Genomic DNA, 19,902 nt, shown 5'->3' on the forward strand with positions numbered 1-19,902 from the left:
CGGCTTCATCACCGTGCGCACGATCACGTTCGGGTTGAATCCGGCCTGGCTGCTGGAAAATTCGGCCTCTCTCGATCTCGATTACGCGATTGAATACGGACAGGTTCGCTCGGAGCTGGAGCGGACGGGGACGCCGATCGGTCCCAACCAGTCGGGCGCATTCATTGCACTCCATTTGTAGTGTTATGCCATCGGCGCTGGATTTCCGCGCATTCTTCGAGTCGGCGCCGGGCCTCTTTCTCGTTCTCGAACCCGACCTCGAGATCGTTGCCGTGAGCGACGCCTATCTCGCCGCGACGATGACCGAGCGCGAGTCCATCGTCGGCAGGAATCTCTTCGACGTCTTTCCCGACAACCCCGATGATCCTGCGGCTACAGGGGAGCGGAATCTGCGCTCGTCCCTCGAGACGGTACTCGCGACCGGCGCGCCACACACGATGGCGGTGCAGAAGTACGACATCCGTCGCCCCGATACCGAAGGCGGCGGGTTCGAAGTGCGTTACTGGAGCCCGATGAATGCACCCGTGTTCATCGATGGCAGGTTGACCCACATCATTCACCGCGTCGAAGACGTCACCGAGCTCATTCGTCTCGACCAGCAGAGACGGGAACAGGAGAAGGCGCACGTCGAGCTGCTCTCGTCCGTTGAGAAGACACGCATCGAGCTCGATCTGCGCAACCGGGAACTGGAGGAAGCGAAGCTCCGCGGGTTCGTGGCGAGCAGGAACCTCGGTCTCATCTCCCGAGCCAATCTCTACCTGCTCCTGATGAACGCTCCCGCCGCCGTCTGTGTGGTGCGGGGCCCCTCCCACACGGTAGAGTTCGCCAATCCGATGTTCAAGCAGCTCGTGGGGACTAGAGAGATCCTCGACCGCCCCATTCGGGAGGCCCTCCCCAAGAGTGACGTTTTGATCGAACCGCTCGACCGCGTGCTCGCGAGCGGCGAGACCTTCGTCGGCAAGGAGCTGTCCCTGCGACGTGAAGACGACGCGCACTCCGAGCCTGCCATTTTCACCTTCGTCTACCAGCCGATGGCCGGCGTCGACGGACGGAACGAAGGAGTCGTTCTCTTCGGATTCGACGTCACCGAGCAGGTCGAGGCCCGGCACTCGGTCGAAGCACTCGCCGAGCAGCTTCGCGAAGCAGACCGGGCCAAGGACGAGTTCATCGCGGTCATCTCGCACGAGCTTCGTACGCCGATGACATCGATTCTCGGCTGGACTCGCATGCTCTCCCTCGGTGATCTCGACGAGGAGACTCACCGGGAGGCTCTGGATGCTCTCGACCGAAGCACCCGCGCCCAGGCGGCCCTCATCGAAGACCTCCTCGACGAATCGAGAATCGCGGCAGGAAAGCTGCGGCTCGATCGGCGCGATGTCGACCTGAGAACGATCGTCAGCGAGGCGGTGCAGATGGCGCGTCCCGGGGCGCAGGCAAAAGAGATCGTCCTCTCTTTCGAGGAGGATGAGGAGCGCTATCCAGCAAAGGTTGATCCGGCGCGCCTCCAGCAGGTCATCAGCAATCTGCTGGGCAACGCGATCAAGTTCACTCCCGAAGGGGGAGGCGTGAGAGTGAGGATCAGCCGCGACGACTCGTCAGCGCAGATCGAGATCAGCGATACCGGACGGGGCATCGCACCCTCGCTGCTCCCTCACATCTTCGATCGCTTCCGTCAGGGCGAGGATCAACTCGAGCGGCGGAGCGGACTCGGACTCGGACTCGCCATCGCGCGTCATCTGGTCGAACTGCATGAGGGACAGATCGAGGCGAGGAGCGAGGGAGAGGGCAAAGGAGCGGTCTTCGTCGTCCGGCTCCCTTTGCAGGAGCCCTCGAGCGGAGCGGACTTCATCGGACGCGACCGGTCGAGCCGCACCGCAGAGCTGCCTCGGCTCGATGGCGCCAGAATCATGCTCGTCGAGGACGAGCTCGACAACCGCACGGTCCTGGCAAAGGCACTCCAGCACTGCGGAGCCGAGGTCCGCTGCTGTACGACGATCGCAACGGCCCGGGAAGCAGTTCACGTCTGGCAGCCGGATGTCCTCATATGCGACATCGCACTGCCCGATGGGGATGGTTGCTCATTCCTCGCAGAGATCCGTGAAGCTGGCCATTCGATGCCGGCGCTCGCTCTGACCGTCTTCGGACGCCATCACGAGCAGACACGAATTCTCGAAGCAGGCTTCGAAGTGTTTCGCCAGAAACCGATCGATCCCGTCGATCTCGCACATGAGATCGCGCGTCTCACCCGCCCGCATCACCTCGTTCGGGACTGAGCCGCGCCGGGAGGTGCAGGAATGAGCCTCGGCGGGAGCCACTCCCGTCCTTCGTCGTCCCGACCCTCGTCGGTGGCGAGCCGACTCATGTCGAACTTGCGCGGCTCAGGTCCTCACAACCGTGAGAATCGTCCCTCCCAGTCATCTCATCGGGTCTTCGGATGGCGTGAAGGGGAAAAGCGAAAAGAGTGGTCAGGGCTACACAGCGCAGAGTTTTGTAGACCACCAGCAGGGACCGGACCGCGATCAGCCTCGACTACGGCGGAAAGTTCTGATTCTCCTTCGTGATCAAAAGGACCGGCTCCGCCGGACGCTGTTCACATCGATGGGTCCCTGGCGTATTTCCTGTTTTGGCGGTAGCATTACCACCTAAGGTGTTGACTGCCATTTCGAGGAGGAACGTCATGAGATTCCTGTCGATCCGAAAATTATCTCTGTCTGTGCTGGCCCTGCTGCTGCCGCTTACCATGGTTTACGGTGCGACTCCCGAGAGCGGAGATCTCTCCAGTTCCACCGACGAAGTGACGTGGTCCGGCGAGTTTTTCGTCTCCAATCCCACCTTGTGCACGGGCGAAGACGACCCGGTCTGCGATCACTTCCGCCTGACAATATCGTCGCCGTCGATCCAGCGTGTCCTGATCGCGATCGCGCCTCAGGAGGGGTATGAGGAGGACGACTACGACCTGTTCGTCTATGACGATCAGGGGGTGCTGCTCAACAGCGAAGCGAGCAGTGACGGGTTCGAGTCCGTCGTCATCGAGAACACCGGCTCTTCGTATTATGAGGTGAGGATCCAGCCCTGGTTCGTGACTTCAGGGTCGCGCTACAGCGGAGTCGCGATGAAGACCAGAGAACAGATGATCGACGTCGAAAACAACGATTGCCTGGAACTGGTGCCCGATACTCTCAGTGTCGTCGACACTGGTCAGGTCGTGGAGCTTTCCGTGATGCTGCTTCTCGATGGGACCGATTCGGCCGTTGCCGAAGAGATCATGGCGAGAGCGGCCGACTCGTATGCACCTCTCGGCATCAATCTGGTGCTGAAGCGGACGCGCAAAGTTTCGTACACCTCGACAGTCTCGAGTGATCTGATCTCCGACGCCAAGGCAACGGTCGGAGGAGTGCCGCCCAACGGGATCGACCTGGTCGGCGTCTTCACGACGAAGACGATGCAGTCGACGGCGGGTGGGGCCACGGTGGTCGGTCAGGCCGACTGCATCGGCGGCATCCGGTGGGACGAGAACTCCTTCTTCGTCCTCAGCGACATCCGGCACATCGAGGATCCGGAGAGCGGAACGACCGGAACGCTCAACAGCATGGGCTTCAATCCGAACGTCGACGCCACCGCGGAGGTGATGGCGCACGAGATCGGCCATCTGATGGGCGCGCATCACCACTACGCGAACTGCGTCGAGGGAAGTCTTTCCAGCACCGGACCGAGCGATCTCTCGCCCTGCACACTGATGTTCAACGCGGTCAATTTCGCCTCGATCAACTTCACCACCCTGAGCGGCAGCGTCGTGCGCGGTCACGCGATCGAGTACGCAGCGCCGTAAGAAGTTCTCTCACGGGCGCCTCGGAATTCCGGGGCGCCTTTTTCCTTCCTTCTGTCTCCGTTTCGAGATTCGCATTTCTGTTGAATATCGGTTTCAGGTCCGATCGCCTCCATTGGAGTTTTGCATTCGGATACCTCAACGATCGACGGCTGGTGAATCCCGGTGAGAAACGAAGACCGACCGCCGATCCTGTCCTTCTTTTCTGATCGAATGACCGCGCGACAAATAACCGCGCATCGCAGGAGGGCTTCGAGGTATTTCGCCGGAAGCCGATCGATCCCGCAATCTCACCGATGAGGTCGCACGTCTCACCCGCCCGCTGCGGGTTGGCAGACTCCAATGACAGAGCATCGTCACCCGGCTTCAACTGCTTCAGGCGTCTGCTGCGGGCACGGCTCATGCTACTCCACGAATCGAAGACCAAAGGAGTTGCCGTGCACCGTCGTCACTCAATTCTCGTACTCGTACTCCTTCCCCTTCTCGCCGCAGGCTGCTTTTCGATGCGCGGTTCGCACGGTGGTGGCCAGACGTCATTCGATGAAACGAGGCGGATCACTCCGAGCGACGTCGCGCTCCCCGATGGATACAGGATCGAGCCGGTTGCGGAAGGCTTCACATTTCCGACTGGCGTCGCGTTTGATGCCGCGGGGACGCCCTACGTCGTCGAGTCCGGATACTCGTACGGAGAGGTCTGGGACACGCCCAGGCTGCTTCGTGTCGCGGGCGATGGCTCCGTGACGGAGGTTGCGAGAGGCGACAACAACGGTCCGTGGAACGGAGTCGCGTACCACGACGGTGCCTTTTTCGTCGCCGAGGGTGGTCAGCGCGAGGGGGGACGGATTCTGAGAATCACCCCGGCCGGGGAGGTGACGCCGATCGTCGAGAACCTCCCGAGCCTCGGGGATCATCACACCAACGGCCCCGCCGTCGGCCCTGACGGCCGGATCTACTTCGGCCAGGGAACCGCGACGAACTCCGGCGTCGTCGGGCTCGATAGCGCGCAGTTCGGCTGGCTTCATCGCTATCCGGAGTTCCACGACATCCCGTGCCGCGACATCACACTGACGGGGAAGAATTACACGACTCGGAATCCGCTCCGGGGAGCCGGCCCGGCCGACGTCTCGACCGGAGCATTCGTCCCGTTCGGCACCGCGACCCGCGACGGCCAGGTGATCCGCGGGAGGATTCCGTGCAACGGCGCGATCCTGCGTGTCCGTCCCGACGGATCGAATCTCGAACTGGTCGCATGGGGACTGAGAAATCCTTTCGGACTCGCCTTTTCGCCGGACGGACGGCTGTTCGTGACTGAGAACAGCTACGATGATCGTGGAAGCAGGCCCGTGTTCGGGACCGGCGATCTTCTTCGCGAAGTCCAGCCGGGGAAATGGCACGGCTGGCCCGACTACTTCGCACACATTCCGATGGCTGGCTCCTTTGCCCCACCCGGAAAGGACGACCTGGTGCGGCTGATGAAGGAGTGGCCGAATGATCCGCCGAAAGCCGCCGCGAAATTCGCCGTTCACTCCTCCTCGAATGGACTCGATTTCGACGGCAGCGGGCGATTCGGCCCGCGCGGTCTCATCTACGTGGCGCAATTCGGTGACATGGCTCCCGGTGTAGGGAAAGTTCTCAACCCCGCGGGATTCAAGGTCGTGAGGGTCGACCCGGGGACCGGTGTCATCGAAGATTTTGCGGTCAATCGGGGCGAGCACAACGGACCGGCTTCGATGCTTGGTACGGGCGGACTCGAACGGCCGGTAGCCGTTCGATTCCATCCTTCTGGGAACGCCATGTACGTCGTGGATTTCGGAGTCATGACCGTGAGCGACAGAGGTCCTTCTCCGAAGAGAGAAACCGGAGTCCTCTGGAAGATCACCCGAAGATGAAGGAAGAAATCCGATGAAGAGATTCATAGCCGCACTCATCCTGCTCATGTCCGTTGCGCTCATCCACTGCGGCTCCGCGCGACGAGGCCTCCCGATCACCGGTCCGATGGAGCTCAAGGCGGAGCAGAGAGCGGGACAGGTCGCGTTCATGCGCACCTGTCATCAATGCCACCCCAACGGAGAGGGAGGACTCGGCCCCGCCATCAACAACAAACCTCTCCCTTCCTGGCTGATGAAGTTCCAGATTCGGCAGGGTCTGGGAGCCATGCCCGCCTTCGACGAGGATGTGCTGAGCGATCAGGAAGTCGACCAGATCATCGCGTATCTCAAAGAACTGCGGCATGAATGAGAAGAAGATTGGCCGCTCATTGGCGGTCAGATTTTCTGTTCAGGGCGGCACAGTCTGAAAGTGAACTGAAGACGTGAACGTTCGCTGGTCCGCTCTCTTCAAGCGGCAGCGATCGTACACCTTCGCCGTACAATCACGGCCATGCAAGCGACCCGTCTGCTCCTCGCCACCCTCCTCGCCACGCCGCTCGGTGCCAGCGACCTCCCGCCTCTGCTCGATCGCGACACCGTCCACGCGCTCTCCGAAGAGATTTCGGGAGAGCTGGCGAAGCGGAACCTCGAGCGGCTCGTCGTCCATCACCGGATGCGTGGCAGCGACGGATTCGAGGCCGCGGTCGCCGATCTCCATTCGCGCCTGCGCGGCTACGGGCTCGGTGAGGTCGAGATCCTGGAGCTCCCCGCGGACGGCGAAATCTTCTACGGCACGCAGCGGTCCCGTCCTCCGTGGAATGCTCAGTTCGCCGAGCTCCGCGAGATACGCGATGACGGCGAGGTGCTGATCGCGAGCTGGGACGCAATGCCGATGCGGCTCGCACAGGACAGCGTCAGCGCCGCGTTGACCGCGCGGCTCGTTGACGTCGGCGCGGGAACGTCGGAAAGCAACTACGCCGGACGCGACGTTAAGGGAGCGATCGTCATGACGTCCTCGCAGCCCGGCGCGATCGCCGATCTGGCCGTGGGCCGATACGGTGCTGCCGGTATCGTGAGCTGGGCGCAGAATCAGAGAACGGCATGGTGGGGGGAAAACGAGGAGCTCGTCCGCTGGGGTCACCTCGATACCTTCTCCGAACATCCCACCTTCGCGTTCATGCTCTCACCCGGGGAAGCGCGCGCTCTGATGCGCAGGCTCGAGGCCGGCGAGACCATCACGCTGCAGGCAGAAGTTCGTGCGGGCCTCGACGAGGGAGGCTACGACGTTCTCACCGCGACCATTCCCGGCGAGAGCGACGAAGAGATCGCCTACAGTTGCCATCTCGATCATCCCCGTCCCGGCGCGAACGACAACGCGAGTGGGTGCGCTGCTCTTCTGGAGATCGCACGCGTGTTCGCGAAGCTGATCGACGACGGCGCGCTGGAGCGTCCGAAGCGGACGATCCGCTTCGTCTGGCCGCCGGAGATCGAGGGAACGCTCGCGTTCCTCGTCGCCCATCCCGAAATAGCCGCGAACATTCGCGCCGCCATTCATCTCGACATGGTGGGAGGAGGACCGGAGACGAAGGCGACCTTCCATGTCACCCGGGGACCGGCGAGTCTCCCCTCATTTATAAACGACCTCTCACAGGAGATTGGCCGGTGGGTCAATGACCAGACCGCGGAGCTCGCTGCGGGAGGAACGCCCCTTTTTCCGCTCGTCGAGAGCACCGGCGGCAAGGAACCGCTCCGTGCCGAGATGGTCGAGCTCACCATGGGGAGCGACCATCAGATCTACACGGAAGGATCCTTTCGCATCCCGGCCGTCTACCTCAATGACTGGCCCGACCGATATATCCACACCACGTGGGATACGGCGGCAAACATCGATCCGACGAAACTCCGGCGCGCGGCGTTCATCGCGGCGGCGACCGGATGGGCGCTCGCAAACCTGGACGAAGACGACGTCCCGGAAGTGCTCGAGATCCTCGGGCGAAACGCGGTGCGGAGAACCGCTTCGATGATGGAACGACGCGGGGAAGTCGATCCGGCCGAAGCCGCGAATCTGACGCGCTTCCACTCCTGGTACGAACGAGAGCTCGTCCGATCGATCGAGCCGTTCGCACCGATCGGAAGCGCGTCCCGCGCCGAAACCGAAGAGTTCCTGGACCAGCTCGATCGACTCACGGGTGCCGCGGCACTCGCCGGGAGCGCGCGCGAGACGTCTCCCGTCGTCTACCGTAGAAACCGTGATCTTCCCGGGCCGATGACCGTCTTCGGCTACGACTATCTGGAGGCGCACTACGGGAAAGAAAAGACCGCGAATCTGGCGCTGCTGAGAATCGCCGGAGGCCGTCGCGGATCGGGTGCCGATTATGCGTACGAAGCCCTCAATCTCGTCGATGGGCGGCGCAGCGTTCGCGAGATTAGAGACATGCTGTCTGCGATTTACGGCCCCGTTCCCTTCGAGGCCGTCGCCGAGTACCTCGACGCGCTCGAGTCGATCGACGTGGTCCGAAGATAGCCGTGGAGAGCGCCGCCTCCGGCGGCTCGTATGACACTGGGATCGCGATGAGTCTTGCGGGTTGCCGCAGTCGACATCCATCGGCTCGCGGCCGCCGAACTCGATGGTTGCGGGCCGGGTCGCAGATTGGCTAGCCGTGATCGGGTTCCGGCTCGACTCGCCACATCACGGGAGTGGCGGTGATCCCGTGGACGAGGATCGAGATGAGCACCACGAACGCGACCGTCGACCAGATCACATCGGCCTCCGGCAGGTTCAGCCGGTTCAGAGCATAGGAGAGGTAATAGAAGGAACCGACGCCGCGGATCCCGAAAAACGCGATCGCTGCACGCCCGCGGAAGCGCAGGGGGGTTCCCGCCATCGCGAGAAGGCCAGTCAGCGGACGGACGACGAGGACGAAGATCAGACCTACGAGTGCGCTCTTCCATGTGAGTGATGCCAGAAGTCCCGTTGCGAGTGCGCCGCCGAAATAGACCAGAACGATCACCATCAGCAGTCGTTCGATGTCGTATGCGACCGCATGCAGCTCCCTGTGGTACTCGTGTTTTTCCTCGTGGCGGCGAACGACCAGGGCGGAGACGAAGACGGCGAGGAAGCCGTAGCCACCGAGAAGCTCCGTCCCCGCGTACGAGATCAGGGTGATGGCGATCGCGGCGATGCCCTCACCACTCTGAGCCAGCGGGGATGGCATCCGCACTTTGAAGACGAACCACGCGAGCAGGTGACCGATCATGATGCCGGCGAACAGTCCGACGCCTACCTTGTAGATGAGGTCGTGCCAGAGCCAGTTGCCGAACCAGGTCCAGCCCGATGCCCCCGCGGCGGCCAGGGCAAGGGCGAGGTTGGTGAACGGAAATGCGAGGCCATCGTTCAATCCCGATTCGGACGTGAGGGCGAATCGAACCTCACCGCTCCTCCCCTCCAGCGGGGGAGCCGACTGAACGTCTGCTGCCAGAACGGGATCGGTGGGCGCCAGAACGGCTCCGAGGAGGATCGCGGCCACTGGAGAGAGCCCGAGCGTCCACCAGCCGATCAGCGCAAACGCGGCGATGCACAGCGGCATGGTGATGCCCAGCAGTCTCCAGGTCGAGCTCCACGACCGCCACCCGACCCGCCGGTCGAGCTTCAGCCCCACTCCCATCAGCGCGACGATGACTACCAGCTCCGTCGCGCGCTCCACGATCTCAGGGTGCCGGAACGGCGACGGGATTTGCAGCCCGAGCGGCAGGGCGAACACGACCATCCCAAAGCCGATGTAGATGACCGGTACCGAGATCGGCTTTCCGTGGAGCAGGCGCGGAAGCCACGCCGCCATCAGAAAGGCGATGCCGATCAGCACCATGTAGATGTCGTAAGTCTCGCTCACCGGGACTCCTACTGTCGCACATCAGCGGGAGCCTTGCTTACGACCGTCGGGGGGTGCCGCTAAATTCTATTTGCGGGTCCGACCTCGAATTCCTGCCGCGGAGACGTGCTGCGGCCGCCCGACGACGGAACATCTTTCAGGACGATCTGCGCAAGGGCGCACTCCGGGGCGTTATCCTGTGTGAGCTCCAGCGAGGAGAACCGCGAGGCGTCATCACGAGGTCGCGGCGGCATCGATCGCTGACCAGGCCATCCGGTGGAACAGCGCGTCGAGACGTGCCGGCTCCTGCGCCGTATTCTCGCTCACCCACTCCTCCAGAATCGACATTGCGGCTCGCGCCTGCGACGTTGCAACCAGTCTGCGTGTGTCGGATGAGAAAGACCTCGACCCGGAAGTACTGCGGATGCGGTGGTCGATCAACCGGACGAAGTAGGCTTCGACGAGATCGAGGACACCGGCGATCGAGGACGACGCTTCGATCGCGCGGTAGAAGTCATCCACATCGGCGATGTGACCGAGAAGCTCACGGAGGGGGATGAGACGTCGAGAGCGTTCGGGTGACGCTTCCATCAGCGTCACCATGTAGTCGAGCAGATGCTCCACATCGGTGAGGAAGAGGTCGTTCTTGTCGCGGAAGTGTTCGTAGAAGGTGGAGCGGGCCACACCAGCGCGGTCGAGAATCTGCTGGACCGTGATCTCGTCGAACGGCTGCTCGGTCGCCAGCTCGACGAGCGCGTCGCCGAGTGACGCACGCGTTCGCCGCACGCGACGATCGAGCTTCTGCGTGCCGTTTCCGGACATCCCGCCCCCTTTCGTTCGAGAACGCGGCGAGCTGAGCTCGAGACGCCGCGGGAACGTCGCTACGATGACTTCATGACCGATGCACGCTCTGGTGGCCTCGCATTCGTGACCGCGACGATGCTCATGATTATAACGATGGTCTTCCATCCGACCGGACAGGATCTCGTCGACCCGGAAGGCTTTTCTGCTGCGGCGCGGATCGCGACTCTGGCCCACACCCTGGCCCTCCTGAGTCTGCCGCTCTGGGCCCTCGGTGGACTCGTACTGACGCGCGCGCTGGGATCGCGTGTGCTCCCGGTCGCCGCCTTCGTCGTGTACGGCTTCGGGCTGATCGCCGCGATGATCGCCGGCGCCGCGAGTGGACTGATCGGGCCCGCTGTCGCAGAAGCGATGCTCGACTCGGCGGAGAACGCCGGGTCGTGGCAGGTTGCGTTTCATTACAACGGACTCGTGAACCGCGCATTCGCGTCGATCTTCGTCGTCGCGTCGGCGGGGGCAATCGTCCTCTGGTCGGCGAACGGCATCCAGGGACGCACGCTTCCACGCGGGATGGGAATCTTGGGAGTGGTCGCGGGCATCGTCGTGATCGCAGCGTTCGTCACTGGCCATGTCGGACTCGACGTGCACGGCTTCGGGCTGATCATGCTCGTCGAGGAGATCTGGTTCGTCGGCGTCGCCGTCTGGATGATCCGTCGATAGTCCGGCGAAAAAGCGCCGTAGCGTAGAGTCAGGGTCACACCTCGAGTCTGATCTTTACTTTGCTCTGGCTAGGAGACTTGGGCGTCGACGCCCGTCACCTCGAACGCCAGGTAATCGAGCTCGTCTGATTTGGTCGAGTCGGTTGCGGGGCCTTCTGACCGGCTATGATGTCTCCATCTTCATCGAATCATGTTCAGACTGATTCTGTCGAATCTTCGCCGGCACGCGTTGCGGACGCTTCTCACGCTCCTTTCGATCGGTGTTGCGTTCCTTCTGTACGCATATCTCTCGGCAATCTCTAAAGCGTTCGAGCTCGGCATCGATCTGGCCGGGGGGGACCGGATCGTCGTGAGAAATGCGGCAGGGCTCAGGCTCATCCCTCTCGATTACGAGCAGCGGATCGAAGCGATCGAAGGAGTCTTCGAGGCGATGCCGCTCACCATGTTCGGCGGAATCCAGGGGGAGCGCAGGACGACACTGTTCAATCAGTTTCCGGTCTGGCCGGACGACTTTCGCCGCGTTTGGCCGGAGTTTCGGATTACGGACGAGACGCTGGACAGGTGGAAGACGAGCCGGCGGGGAGCCGTCGTGGGGGAGAAGACCGCGAAACGTCTCGACCTCGAGCCAGGAGACCGCTTCCTGCTCAACTCGCCGATCTGGCCATCGAAAACCGGCGAAGCGTGGGAGTTCGAGATCGTCGGAATCTATCACGGTCTGGAGAAGGAGACCGATGCGACTCACATGTTTTTCCGCCACGACTACTTCGAGGAGAATCGCGCCAGCGGAGAGGGACTGGTCCTCATGATCCTGGTCAGAATCTCCGACCCGGCCGAGAGTGCAGCGATCGTCAAGGCGATCGATGCCGAGTTCGCAAACTCCGACGCGGAAACCAGCAGCGAATCGGAAGAGGCATTTCTTCACGCGGTCGCGCTTCAGATCGGCAATGTGGGAGCGATCGCGATGTGGATCATGGGCGTGGTCTTCTTCACGATTCTGCTCGTCGCTGCGAACACGATGATGCAGTCGGTGATGGAACGGATGGTCGAGTTTGGCCTCCTCAAAGCGATCGGATTTACGGATCTGAGAATCCTGACTCTGGTGGTGGCCGAATCGACATTGATCGCGCTCGCGGGTGGGGCCGGCGGACTGCTGACTGGGATGATCCTGATCGGAAGAGGGGATCCGACCGGAGGCATGCTTCCAGCCTTTTTTTTTGCACCCGAGGACATCGCGGTCGGTGGGATCATCATGCTGATCCTCGGAATCGTCAGCGGGCTCGCCCCCGCTCTTCAGGCCTCCCGTCTCAATCCGATCGATGCTCTGCGGAGAGAATGACTGGAAGAGCCACTTTCCAGTGTTCGGGGAACGGGCGAAAAACGAACGGGCTGTTGCCCAAACCCGGGAAGGACGAAGCGGGGACAGGTGAGAACTTCGGGAACTTCACTTCCAATGCGTCCCACGTTCGCCACATCGCGCCGTGAAGTTCCCGAAGTTCTCACCTGTCCCCGCTGTGGACGGGGGCTCATGAATCGCGGTTGAAGGGACGGGCTCGGCCTGATCCGGTCTCTTCGGTTTGAGCAACAACCCCCCGAAGACCGGACCCCGTCCGTCGTCAGGAACCGAGGACCCGGTTGAACTGCTCGGTGTCGGTGTACTGCTGGAAGGACGTCACCTTCCCATCTCGCACCCGCCAAACGTGCACGAACTGCGCGTCGAGCGGAAGACTGGTGGCGTTGCCGGTACCCTTATAGCGGCCGAAAACGACCACCGTGTCGCCTTCACTGATGAAATTCTGTGGCCTCACCTGAAACTCTGCGATGTCTGACAGAACGCGTCCGAACACTCCTTCCGCCACGGCGTCGGGCCCGACGTAGGGATTGCGATCCGAATAGTGGAAACTCTCGGCCTCATTCCACACGATCCCGGGATCGAACGTTCCTAGGACTGCCGCTGCATCGCCGCGGGCAAAGGCGTCGTAAATCGAACGAACGAGCGCTTCATTCGATCCAGCAGCCGCGACACCGGCTGGGGACGCACATCCGGTCAGTAGGATCGTGATCATCAACGCTGCAGAAAATCTCTCGAGCATTCGCGTAACCTCCTGTGATTTGGACGCAATTGTACAGAAGCGCCCGGAAAAGGTCTTCTTTTTGGTTCGGGGCGCATGAATCACGGTTGAAGGAACGGGCTCGACCTGATCCGGTCTCACGGGTTTCGGTTTGGGCAACAACCCCCATGGACGTGACCCATGAGGCTCCTCAGTTTCGCAGTCGTAACCGACGACCGAAGACGCGGCCTCAGTTTCCGGACTCCGGCACCGCGTCGGTGAAATTTCCCGCTAAAGAAACTTCTGTTCGGAACCTCTCTTGCAAGCGGCGCAGGGAAAGGAGGTCGCATGGCTATGGAGAGAGAGCCCGAGGTCGTACGAAGCGAACGCGTGCATACCGAGGTACATGATCACGAACACTCGGTTTCAGGAGGCGTCCGACGCGTCTCGTGGGGAGCGATCTTCGGAGGAGTCATCGTAGCCCTCGTCGTGCAGCTCCTGTTGAGTCTGCTCGGCCTCGGTATCGGGATGAGCACGATCAATCCGGAGCACGAGCAGGATCCGATGGCAGGCCTGGGGATGGGGGCGGCCATCTGGTGGGTCGTCACGGCCCTGATCTCGCTATTCGCGGGAGGATGGACGGCCGGTTATCTGGCGGGAGTCCCGAGGAAAATCTCCGGCGCTCTGCACGGCGTAGTGACCTGGGGACTCGCAACCCTTCTCACCCTTTACATGGTGACCACAGCCGTCGGTGCCATCGTCGGCGGAACGATCTCGCTGGCGAGCCAGGGCTTGCAGAGCGCCGCGGGAGCGATCGGCGGAGACGGGCAGCAGACCGCACAGCAGACCCCGCAGGACCAGTCGCGAGAGCAGACCATCGATCGGATTCGCCGGGAGGCGGAGCAGATTCTCCGTGATACGGAAAATCCGGAGCTGCAACCCGAGGCGCTGAGAGAAGAGCTGGACGAGGCGCAGCAGACCGTACGGGAAGAGGCGATGGACGCGGTTCGGAATCCCCAACGTGCCGCACAGGAGCTCGACCAGATGTTCGATCAGCTTCAGTCGCAGGCGCGAGGGGTGATCTCCGAAGTCGATCGCGAGGAGATGACGAATGTGCTCGTGAGGAACACCGGCATGTCGGAAGAGGAGGCACGCCGGACGGTCGACAACTGGCAGCGACAGATGGAGCAGGCCGAGCAGAGGCTCGAGCAGTTGCCCGAACAGGTCCGGGAGAAGACCGAGGAGTACGGCCAGAGGGCGGCTGAGACCACGGCATCCGCGGCTCTGTGGTCCTTCTTTGCTCTGCTCGTTGGACTGCTGGCCGCCGCGTTCGGAGGATCCGTCGGAGCCCCGAAGCACCTCCTCCACGACCGCGATCATCATTGACGACTACCACGGCGTTTGACGTCTGCCGGCCGCGGGGTCACGACCCGGGATCTACTGCAGGGGTCGCGTTCGTCGCGAACGATCAAACCGCGCAATCTTTCACTCCCTCCGCCGATTCTCGGGGGAACCGCGCGAAAACGAACGGGTTGTTGCTCAAACCGACAAGCCGAGAGGATCACCGTCCAGATTTACCCCAGGGTCGACGTGTTCACAACTCGTCATCCTGAGCCGCCGAAGGACGGCGAAGGATCTGGGGGTGGCTCGCGAATCATCGTCATGGCGGGCTGGAGGATCATTCATGAGCCCCCGCCCAGATCCTTCGCCGTCCTTCGGCGGCTCAGGATGACAAGGGGCGGACTTTTCCCCGCCATCGTCTCTACCCGGATTTGGGCAACAGCCCGCGAAGACCTGATACGCAATCAGGCGCTGACCCCGAAGGGAGTTTTCTCTGCGAGGCTCTGTTTGGTTTTGTAATGTCTTTCTCCTCGGTACGGTACGTCGTGATCTGGCTGGTCTTCCTCCTGACGGTGCCAGTCGCACTGGCGATCGATCTCGGAGCGCCCGTGCCTCTGACGGAACCTCTCGAAGGTGCGGCGTGGTCGCGAAGCGAGAGCGTCAGCGCGGTCTGGGACGGCAAGCACTTTCTCGCGGTTTGGATCGAGAGCCGCGAGGTCGCCGCGGACGGCGAGGCGTTCCTCATGTCGGGACGGTTCGGGCCGGAAGGCGAGCGGCTCGACGGCCACGGCATTGAGCTCGACCGGCGAACAGAGATCGGTTGGGCCAGAGTCGTTCTCGCGGGCGGCAGTCCGCATGTGGTGTACCAGGTCCCGGGGCAACTTCTCGTCGTCCGCATCGAAGAGAACTTCGAGCTCACGCCTGTCCTCTCTTTCGGCGTTTCGATCCAGGATGGAGATGCTGCCGGCAACGGAAACCGGATCCTCATCACCTGGAGTAACTGGGATCAGGGATACGGGCCGGTGCAGGCGGTCATCGCCGATGTGTCGACCGGCATGCTCAATGGTCCGATCGTGATCGACGACGGCTATGAGCCTTCCGTCGCCGTGGACGGCGAAGGGTTTCTCGTTACATACAACGAGAGGTGGTCTCCGCCCGGCGGGATCAGGGCAGCGCGGATCGGCTCCGGGGGCACGGTTCAGAGCATCATCGTGATCGAGGAGACCGCCGGTCGCCAGGGTCCATCCGCAGCATTCACCGGCTCTGGTCACCTCATCGCGTATGGGCCGCACGACTACCCTCATCGCGTACGGATTCGGTTTCTTTCGGCCGAGGGTGAGCTCGGAGAGAGTCGATCGTGGGACGCCGGCGACTTTGGAAGAGACCGCATGATCTCGAATCGCGTGGCCGCAGATTGCAGCAGCGACCAATGCCTCGTGGTGGCCGAGCTCTCTCCGGTCTGCCATTTCAGTCCCTGCCTGGTCCCGTCTGATCTCTTCCTCATGCGTTTCGATCTCGATGGAAACCCGCTGGACGAGGAGTGGACGCTGCTGCGTGACGTTTCGTTCACCTCGTCGTATTCGCGAATCGCCAGTTCCGACAGTGCGCTATTCGTGACCTGGGCCGCCGACAGCCGCGGATACGGTAGTCTGATCGAAGGGTCTGACGTCAGTGAGACCTTTTATCTCTCCTCGGGAGCAACGAATCAGCGAAATCCTGTGGGTGCCGACCGTGAAGACGATTCGCTCGTGGTCTGGAGCGAGTCGGGGGACTTCGATGAGGAGAGATGCCTTCGGGCCGCGTTGTTGAGCAGGAGTGGTCGAAGAATCGCGGGAACGAGCATTTCCGACTGTAGCGATCAGGCGGGAAGGTGGTCCTTTTATCGGACGGGAATGTGGTCCGTTTCAGGAAACGAGAGCTCATGGCTCACCGTCTGGAGAGATTACGATGAGGAGCTCCAGACAGGCTTGATTCGCGGAAGAATCATGCAGCCTCACGATCTCACTGGCGAGACGTTTCTTGTTGCGGAGGAGTACCCGAGCGGGATTGCAAGTGCTGGCGGAAGCAGCGGTCACGTGGTCGTATGGCGGCATTTCGATGGCCTCGTTGCGACGCGGATCAGCTCGACCGGACAGATCATGGGCAACCCGTGGCCTGTTCTGTGGGGTAATGTTGATCAGCCACTCCTCGTCAGACTCGGTTCCGGATTCGCTCTGGTCTGGGATGGTGGTTACTGTCCCGGGGAGACCTGCGGGCTTCAGTACCGGTTCCTGACCGCTGACGGCCACACGTACGGCGATCCTGTCGCGATCGCGTCGCGTGGATTTACGTTCGATGCGGTAGAGGCTCCTGGTGGCGAGGCGCTCCTCGTCTGGAGAGATTCACTTCCGAAAATTCGCGCTGCGTTCATACGAGCAGACGGCAGTCTCCGCGACCTCGGTGTCATCGGGACCGCCGACATGTGGGGGCCAGTGCGCGTCGGACGTGATGGGGACGGATTCCTGGTCGCGGTCGAGCGGAATGACGGTTCGCTGCGGGTCACGAAGGAGACGCTCCTGATCCGTCTCGATGCCTCAGGAAGGGTCGAGGGGGAGCCTCACCACTTCGAGGGGCGTATTCAGGAAGTAGTCGGAGATGGTTTGCTCATCGAGCAGCGGAACGTGGAGTCCCCGCCCTTCTATGGCGCGCCGCGCCTCTTCCTGCGCCCGACCGAAGACGAGCCCGCGCCGAGGCGCCGGCGCCCGGTGCGCAGACCCTAGAAGGCCCGGCCGATCCCTCGCTCCGGACTCACTCAGACCGCGCGTAGCATTCGATCGCTCCTTCTGGCTCGGAACGTGGTTCCGGCCGACCACGGCCATGACACGCTCGCCCTCCCTGATCGCCTCGCCGAGAAGGCGCGCCATGTGCGCATCCCGATACTGGCTCGACTGGCGATTGATCTCATTAGTGAAGATGCCTCCGGTCTCCGCCGAAGTCCTGCCCGGATCGAACCACTTCGTCTCGGCCGTCCACCACTCCCGCGAGCCGAAATGCCGCTCATAGAGGTCGGCGAGATCGTCGACATCCGACATCAGCGCGACGTCGCCGAAGAGGGCCCGGACTTTCGTGATCAGCTGGTTCATCGCATCCTCCAGCGCCTGTCCCCGCTGGACGGGGACTGACCCCCGATCACATCAGCCGGAAGGGATCGTGATCTTGCGAATCCCGCGGATCTGGCTCGTCTCGTCCATCACCGTCACGACGAGGACGTGCTCACCGCGGCGCATCCGCATCGGAACGACGTAGGCGTAGGAATCGCCTTCGAGTGCGAGGCGGTCGCGTTCCTCCAGCTCGAATCGATGCGTCTGCTCCGCGACCTTCGAGAGCTTGCCGGCCCCATCCGACGCTGCGATGAGGACCGTGAAGGCACCCTCGAGACCTCTGTCGCCGCTGTGAAGGACGAGCTCCTCGTACGGGATGCTCAGCTCGAGCGACACGATGTTCCGTCGCCAGCTCTCGCGCTCGACTCCCAATACGCGTGATTCGAACCGGAGCTCCTCCGGCTGCTCGATCGTCTCCGGAAGAACGAGGCTCGCGATCGTCTGGAGCTCCGCCCGTTCACGCGGAGTGATTCTCAGCACCTCCAGCCGGTGGCGGACGGTGACGCCGGGCTGGTCGACCTCGACCCGTATCGAGCTTCGCCGGGGCGACGACTCGGACCGGAACCCGAGCGAGTAGTAGAAGCTGACGTCGTCCGCGGCCTTGCGGTTGATGTGCTCGAAGCCATTCGTCGGGGGAGCGGTGAGCCCGCCGGTCTCACGCGCCAGGTAGTTGAACACTTCACGGACGGATTGGAACTCGAACAGCGGATAATCGCCCATTCGACCTCTCGTGTGCTCGAAAGGAGCGAGGGTGTTGCCGGGGCCATCCCACATGAGCTCTGCGCCGCTGATCCCGGACTCGAGCTCCGAGAGTCCCCCTCCGAAGACGGGATAGAACGTCACGTCCGCCTCGTTCGCCGAGGCGACGAGCCCCCGGATCAGGGAACGGGCGTTGGTGAGCTCCACGATCTCCGGTTCGGCCTGCGGCTGCGACGCGTACTCCGTTTTATCGCTGCCACCGAGCATGCCAGCCATCTCCTGCTGTTTACCCTCGAGGGTCTGGATCGAGTCCGTGAAGGCGAACCTGAGACCCGGCCCGAGGTAAGCGACCATCGCCTTTCTCCCTTCGAGTCCTGCCACGCTGCGAACGACGCTTTCGAGCGCGAGGAATCGGTGACGAAGGAACGGCGTCATTTCGTTCGGCCGTCGAGTCTGGAACGCATGCCGGCTCGACGCGATCTTTTCGACCATCGCTTCGAGTTGCTCGCTGTCCGTCGTGAAGGAAATCAGATCATCGGCCTCGCCGCCAAAACCCCTCAGGACCATCATGACGGGTATCGAACGATCGCTCAGCGTCCGGACGAGCTCTCTGAGGTCCTCCGCAGCGTGGTCGCGACTGAAACGGTTCAGCGCCGAAGACTCGACGTAGATGATGAAGTGCTGCTGGGTTGAGGTGGGAACGAGATCGGTCGAAAAAACAGGAGTTTCCGGAACGCCGGCGTCGATGGCGACGGGCGCGTTCGCGTCGGTCACGTTGGCGTCGGTCACCGCGACCTCCGAGAAGTTCGAGATCTCCCGCTCCACGCCATCTTCGTAGATCTTGAAGTCCTCGGCGGTCAGTCCTCGAACGGGATTGCCGTCGGCATCGCGAACGAAGACGTCGACGCTGGTGACTTCGACGTCGATCCGCTCGACGAAACCGCCTTCGTCCTGGGTCGCGGCGGGGGAGGCCATCATCGCCGCCACCAGCGACATCGAGAGTCCTTGTGCGAGCTTCATGGGTGACCTCCCGTCCGGTCTGATTGTGATCGATCTATAGGTCACAGCAGGTGTGTGGAGTCAGGTATTCCGGGAGTCTTCATCTCGGAGGTGGAACGCGCGGAGACCCCCCGGTGGTGCGGGACGGTGCGCAAAGTTCGCGACGGTGTGGCTCGGCAGACCCCCGCGGTTGTTTACAAGGTCTGACGAATCTCGTGGAGAGGTTTTGAGTGATCTCGAGAGCTCCTGATCCGGTCCTTAGGTAAAATGATCGTATGACAGACGAAAGGGATGAGCTGCTGACCCGGATTCTGGACGAAGTGGTCAATGGCCGGAAGGCCGTCGAAGATCGAATCGACGGTGTTGCCAGCGAAGTGACCGATATGCGGCGAGATATGCTGTCGCACTTCGATGCCCTTTATGCTCGATTTGATCGTCTCGAGACGGAATATCATGCGCTCGCGAACGCGGTCGACCGACTCGAAAAGCGCTCGATGAGCAGGGAGGAGTTCGAGCAGAAAATTGCCGACCTCAAAGCTCGCGTTCATCAGCTCGAAACCAAAATCCTCGAGCTCGAAAAAACGTCCTGATC

The 19,902-nt window shown here is 62.2% G+C and carries 15 protein-coding genes; 11 read left to right on the forward strand and 4 right to left on the reverse strand.

Annotated elements, in window-relative coordinates; all coding sequences use genetic code 11:
* Nucleotides 1–13 precede the first annotated feature (13 nt).
* The 6 genes from KY459_02680 to KY459_02705 all read left to right on the forward strand — a co-directional run bounded on the left by KY459_02680 (nt 14) and on the right by KY459_02705 (nt 8,218).
* Nucleotides 14–181 carry a hypothetical protein gene (locus KY459_02680; GenBank protein ID MBW3563609.1) on the forward strand — a complete coding sequence of 56 codons (168 nt, stop codon included), beginning with the start codon at nt 14–16 and terminating at the stop codon, nt 179–181.
* A gap of 4 nt (nt 182–185) precedes the next feature.
* Nucleotides 186–2,273: a PAS domain-containing protein gene (locus tag KY459_02685; protein ID MBW3563610.1), complete on the forward strand. Its 2,088-nt coding sequence runs from the start codon at nt 186–188 to the stop codon at nt 2,271–2,273.
* A gap of 404 nt (nt 2,274–2,677) precedes the next feature.
* On the forward strand, nt 2,678–3,829 hold the full coding sequence (locus KY459_02690; GenBank protein MBW3563611.1) for a hypothetical protein: 1,152 nt from the start codon (nt 2,678–2,680) through the stop codon (nt 3,827–3,829).
* A gap of 434 nt (nt 3,830–4,263) precedes the next feature.
* Complete coding sequence (locus KY459_02695; GenBank protein MBW3563612.1) at nt 4,264–5,715, forward strand: glucose dehydrogenase; 1,452 nt, start codon at nt 4,264–4,266, stop codon at nt 5,713–5,715.
* 13 nt (nt 5,716–5,728) lie between these two features.
* Nucleotides 5,729–6,064, forward strand: a complete 336-nt coding sequence (locus tag KY459_02700) for a cytochrome c (GenBank protein ID MBW3563613.1) — start codon at nt 5,729–5,731, stop codon at nt 6,062–6,064.
* Between the two features lie 141 nt (nt 6,065–6,205).
* Nucleotides 6,206–8,218, forward strand: coding sequence for a DUF4910 domain-containing protein (locus KY459_02705; protein MBW3563614.1), 2,013 nt, complete (start codon nt 6,206–6,208; stop codon nt 8,216–8,218).
* 130 nt (nt 8,219–8,348) lie between these two features.
* On the opposite strand, the gene KY459_02710 is transcribed toward KY459_02705, so the two are convergent.
* Together KY459_02710 and KY459_02715 are read right to left on the reverse strand one after the other, a co-directional pair.
* On the reverse strand, nt 8,349–9,560 hold the full coding sequence (locus KY459_02710; GenBank protein ID MBW3563615.1) for a cation:proton antiporter: 1,212 nt from the start codon (nt 9,558–9,560) through the stop codon (nt 8,349–8,351).
* Between the two features lie 237 nt (nt 9,561–9,797).
* Nucleotides 9,798–10,385: a TetR/AcrR family transcriptional regulator gene (locus KY459_02715; GenBank protein ID MBW3563616.1), complete on the reverse strand. Its 588-nt coding sequence runs from the start codon at nt 10,383–10,385 to the stop codon at nt 9,798–9,800.
* A 72-nt stretch (nt 10,386–10,457) separates the two neighbouring features.
* Here KY459_02715 and KY459_02720 point away from each other — a divergent pair, with 72 nt between their 5' ends.
* Together KY459_02720 and KY459_02725 are read left to right on the forward strand one after the other, a co-directional pair.
* Entirely contained in the window at nt 10,458–11,084 is a 627-nt protein-coding gene (locus KY459_02720; protein ID MBW3563617.1) for a hypothetical protein, read from the forward strand.
* Between the two features lie 189 nt (nt 11,085–11,273).
* Entirely contained in the window at nt 11,274–12,419 is a 1,146-nt protein-coding gene (locus KY459_02725) for an FtsX-like permease family protein (protein ID MBW3563618.1), read from the forward strand.
* A 277-nt stretch (nt 12,420–12,696) separates the two neighbouring features.
* Here KY459_02725 and KY459_02730 read toward each other — a convergent pair whose 3' ends face one another.
* Entirely contained in the window at nt 12,697–13,173 is a 477-nt protein-coding gene (locus tag KY459_02730; protein ID MBW3563619.1) for a nuclear transport factor 2 family protein, read from the reverse strand.
* A 306-nt stretch (nt 13,174–13,479) separates the two neighbouring features.
* Between KY459_02730 and KY459_02735 the strand changes: the two genes are divergently transcribed.
* Entirely contained in the window at nt 13,480–14,517 is a 1,038-nt protein-coding gene (locus KY459_02735) for a hypothetical protein (protein MBW3563620.1), read from the forward strand.
* Between the two features lie 473 nt (nt 14,518–14,990).
* The gene (locus KY459_02740; protein MBW3563621.1) at nt 14,991–17,231 is read left to right on the forward strand and encodes a hypothetical protein; all 2,241 of its coding nucleotides are present in this window, start codon (nt 14,991–14,993) and stop codon (nt 17,229–17,231) included.
* Nucleotides 17,232–17,645: 414 nt separating this feature from the next.
* On the opposite strand, the gene KY459_02745 is transcribed toward KY459_02740, so the two are convergent.
* Nucleotides 17,646–19,331: a VWA domain-containing protein gene (locus tag KY459_02745; protein MBW3563622.1), complete on the reverse strand. Its 1,686-nt coding sequence runs from the start codon at nt 19,329–19,331 to the stop codon at nt 17,646–17,648.
* A gap of 254 nt (nt 19,332–19,585) precedes the next feature.
* Here KY459_02745 and KY459_02750 point away from each other — a divergent pair, with 254 nt between their 5' ends.
* Complete coding sequence (locus KY459_02750) at nt 19,586–19,900, forward strand: hypothetical protein (GenBank protein ID MBW3563623.1); 315 nt, start codon at nt 19,586–19,588, stop codon at nt 19,898–19,900.
* Nucleotides 19,901–19,902: the final 2 nt, after the last annotated feature.

The organism is Acidobacteriota bacterium (assembly GCA_019347945.1).
Taxonomy (GTDB): domain Bacteria; phylum Acidobacteriota; class Thermoanaerobaculia; order Gp7-AA8; family JAHWKK01; genus JAHWKK01.

Excerpts from the sequence above, each read along its gene's own strand:
- KY459_02685 (MBW3563610.1), top strand. The coding sequence starts at position 186 with ATGCCATCGGCGCTGGATTTCCGCGCATTCTTCGAGTCGGCGCCGGGC.
- KY459_02690 (MBW3563611.1), top strand. The coding sequence starts at position 2,678 with ATGAGATTCCTGTCGATCCGAAAATTATCTCTGTCTGTGCTGGCCCTG.
- KY459_02700 (MBW3563613.1), top strand. The coding sequence starts at position 5,729 with ATGAAGAGATTCATAGCCGCACTCATCCTGCTCATGTCCGTTGCGCTC.
- KY459_02705 (MBW3563614.1), top strand. The coding sequence starts at position 6,206 with ATGCAAGCGACCCGTCTGCTCCTCGCCACCCTCCTCGCCACGCCGCTC.
- KY459_02710 (MBW3563615.1), bottom strand. The coding sequence starts at position 9,560 with ATGGTGCTGATCGGCATCGCCTTTCTGATGGCGGCGTGGCTTCCGCGC.
- KY459_02715 (MBW3563616.1), bottom strand. The coding sequence starts at position 10,385 with ATGTCCGGAAACGGCACGCAGAAGCTCGATCGTCGCGTGCGGCGAACG.
- KY459_02720 (MBW3563617.1), top strand. The coding sequence starts at position 10,458 with ATGACCGATGCACGCTCTGGTGGCCTCGCATTCGTGACCGCGACGATG.
- KY459_02725 (MBW3563618.1), top strand. The coding sequence starts at position 11,274 with ATGTTCAGACTGATTCTGTCGAATCTTCGCCGGCACGCGTTGCGGACG.
- KY459_02730 (MBW3563619.1), bottom strand. The coding sequence starts at position 13,173 with ATGCTCGAGAGATTTTCTGCAGCGTTGATGATCACGATCCTACTGACC.
- KY459_02735 (MBW3563620.1), top strand. The coding sequence starts at position 13,480 with ATGGCTATGGAGAGAGAGCCCGAGGTCGTACGAAGCGAACGCGTGCAT.
- KY459_02740 (MBW3563621.1), top strand. The coding sequence starts at position 14,991 with ATGTCTTTCTCCTCGGTACGGTACGTCGTGATCTGGCTGGTCTTCCTC.
- KY459_02745 (MBW3563622.1), bottom strand. The coding sequence starts at position 19,331 with ATGAAGCTCGCACAAGGACTCTCGATGTCGCTGGTGGCGGCGATGATG.
- KY459_02750 (MBW3563623.1), top strand. The coding sequence starts at position 19,586 with ATGACAGACGAAAGGGATGAGCTGCTGACCCGGATTCTGGACGAAGTG.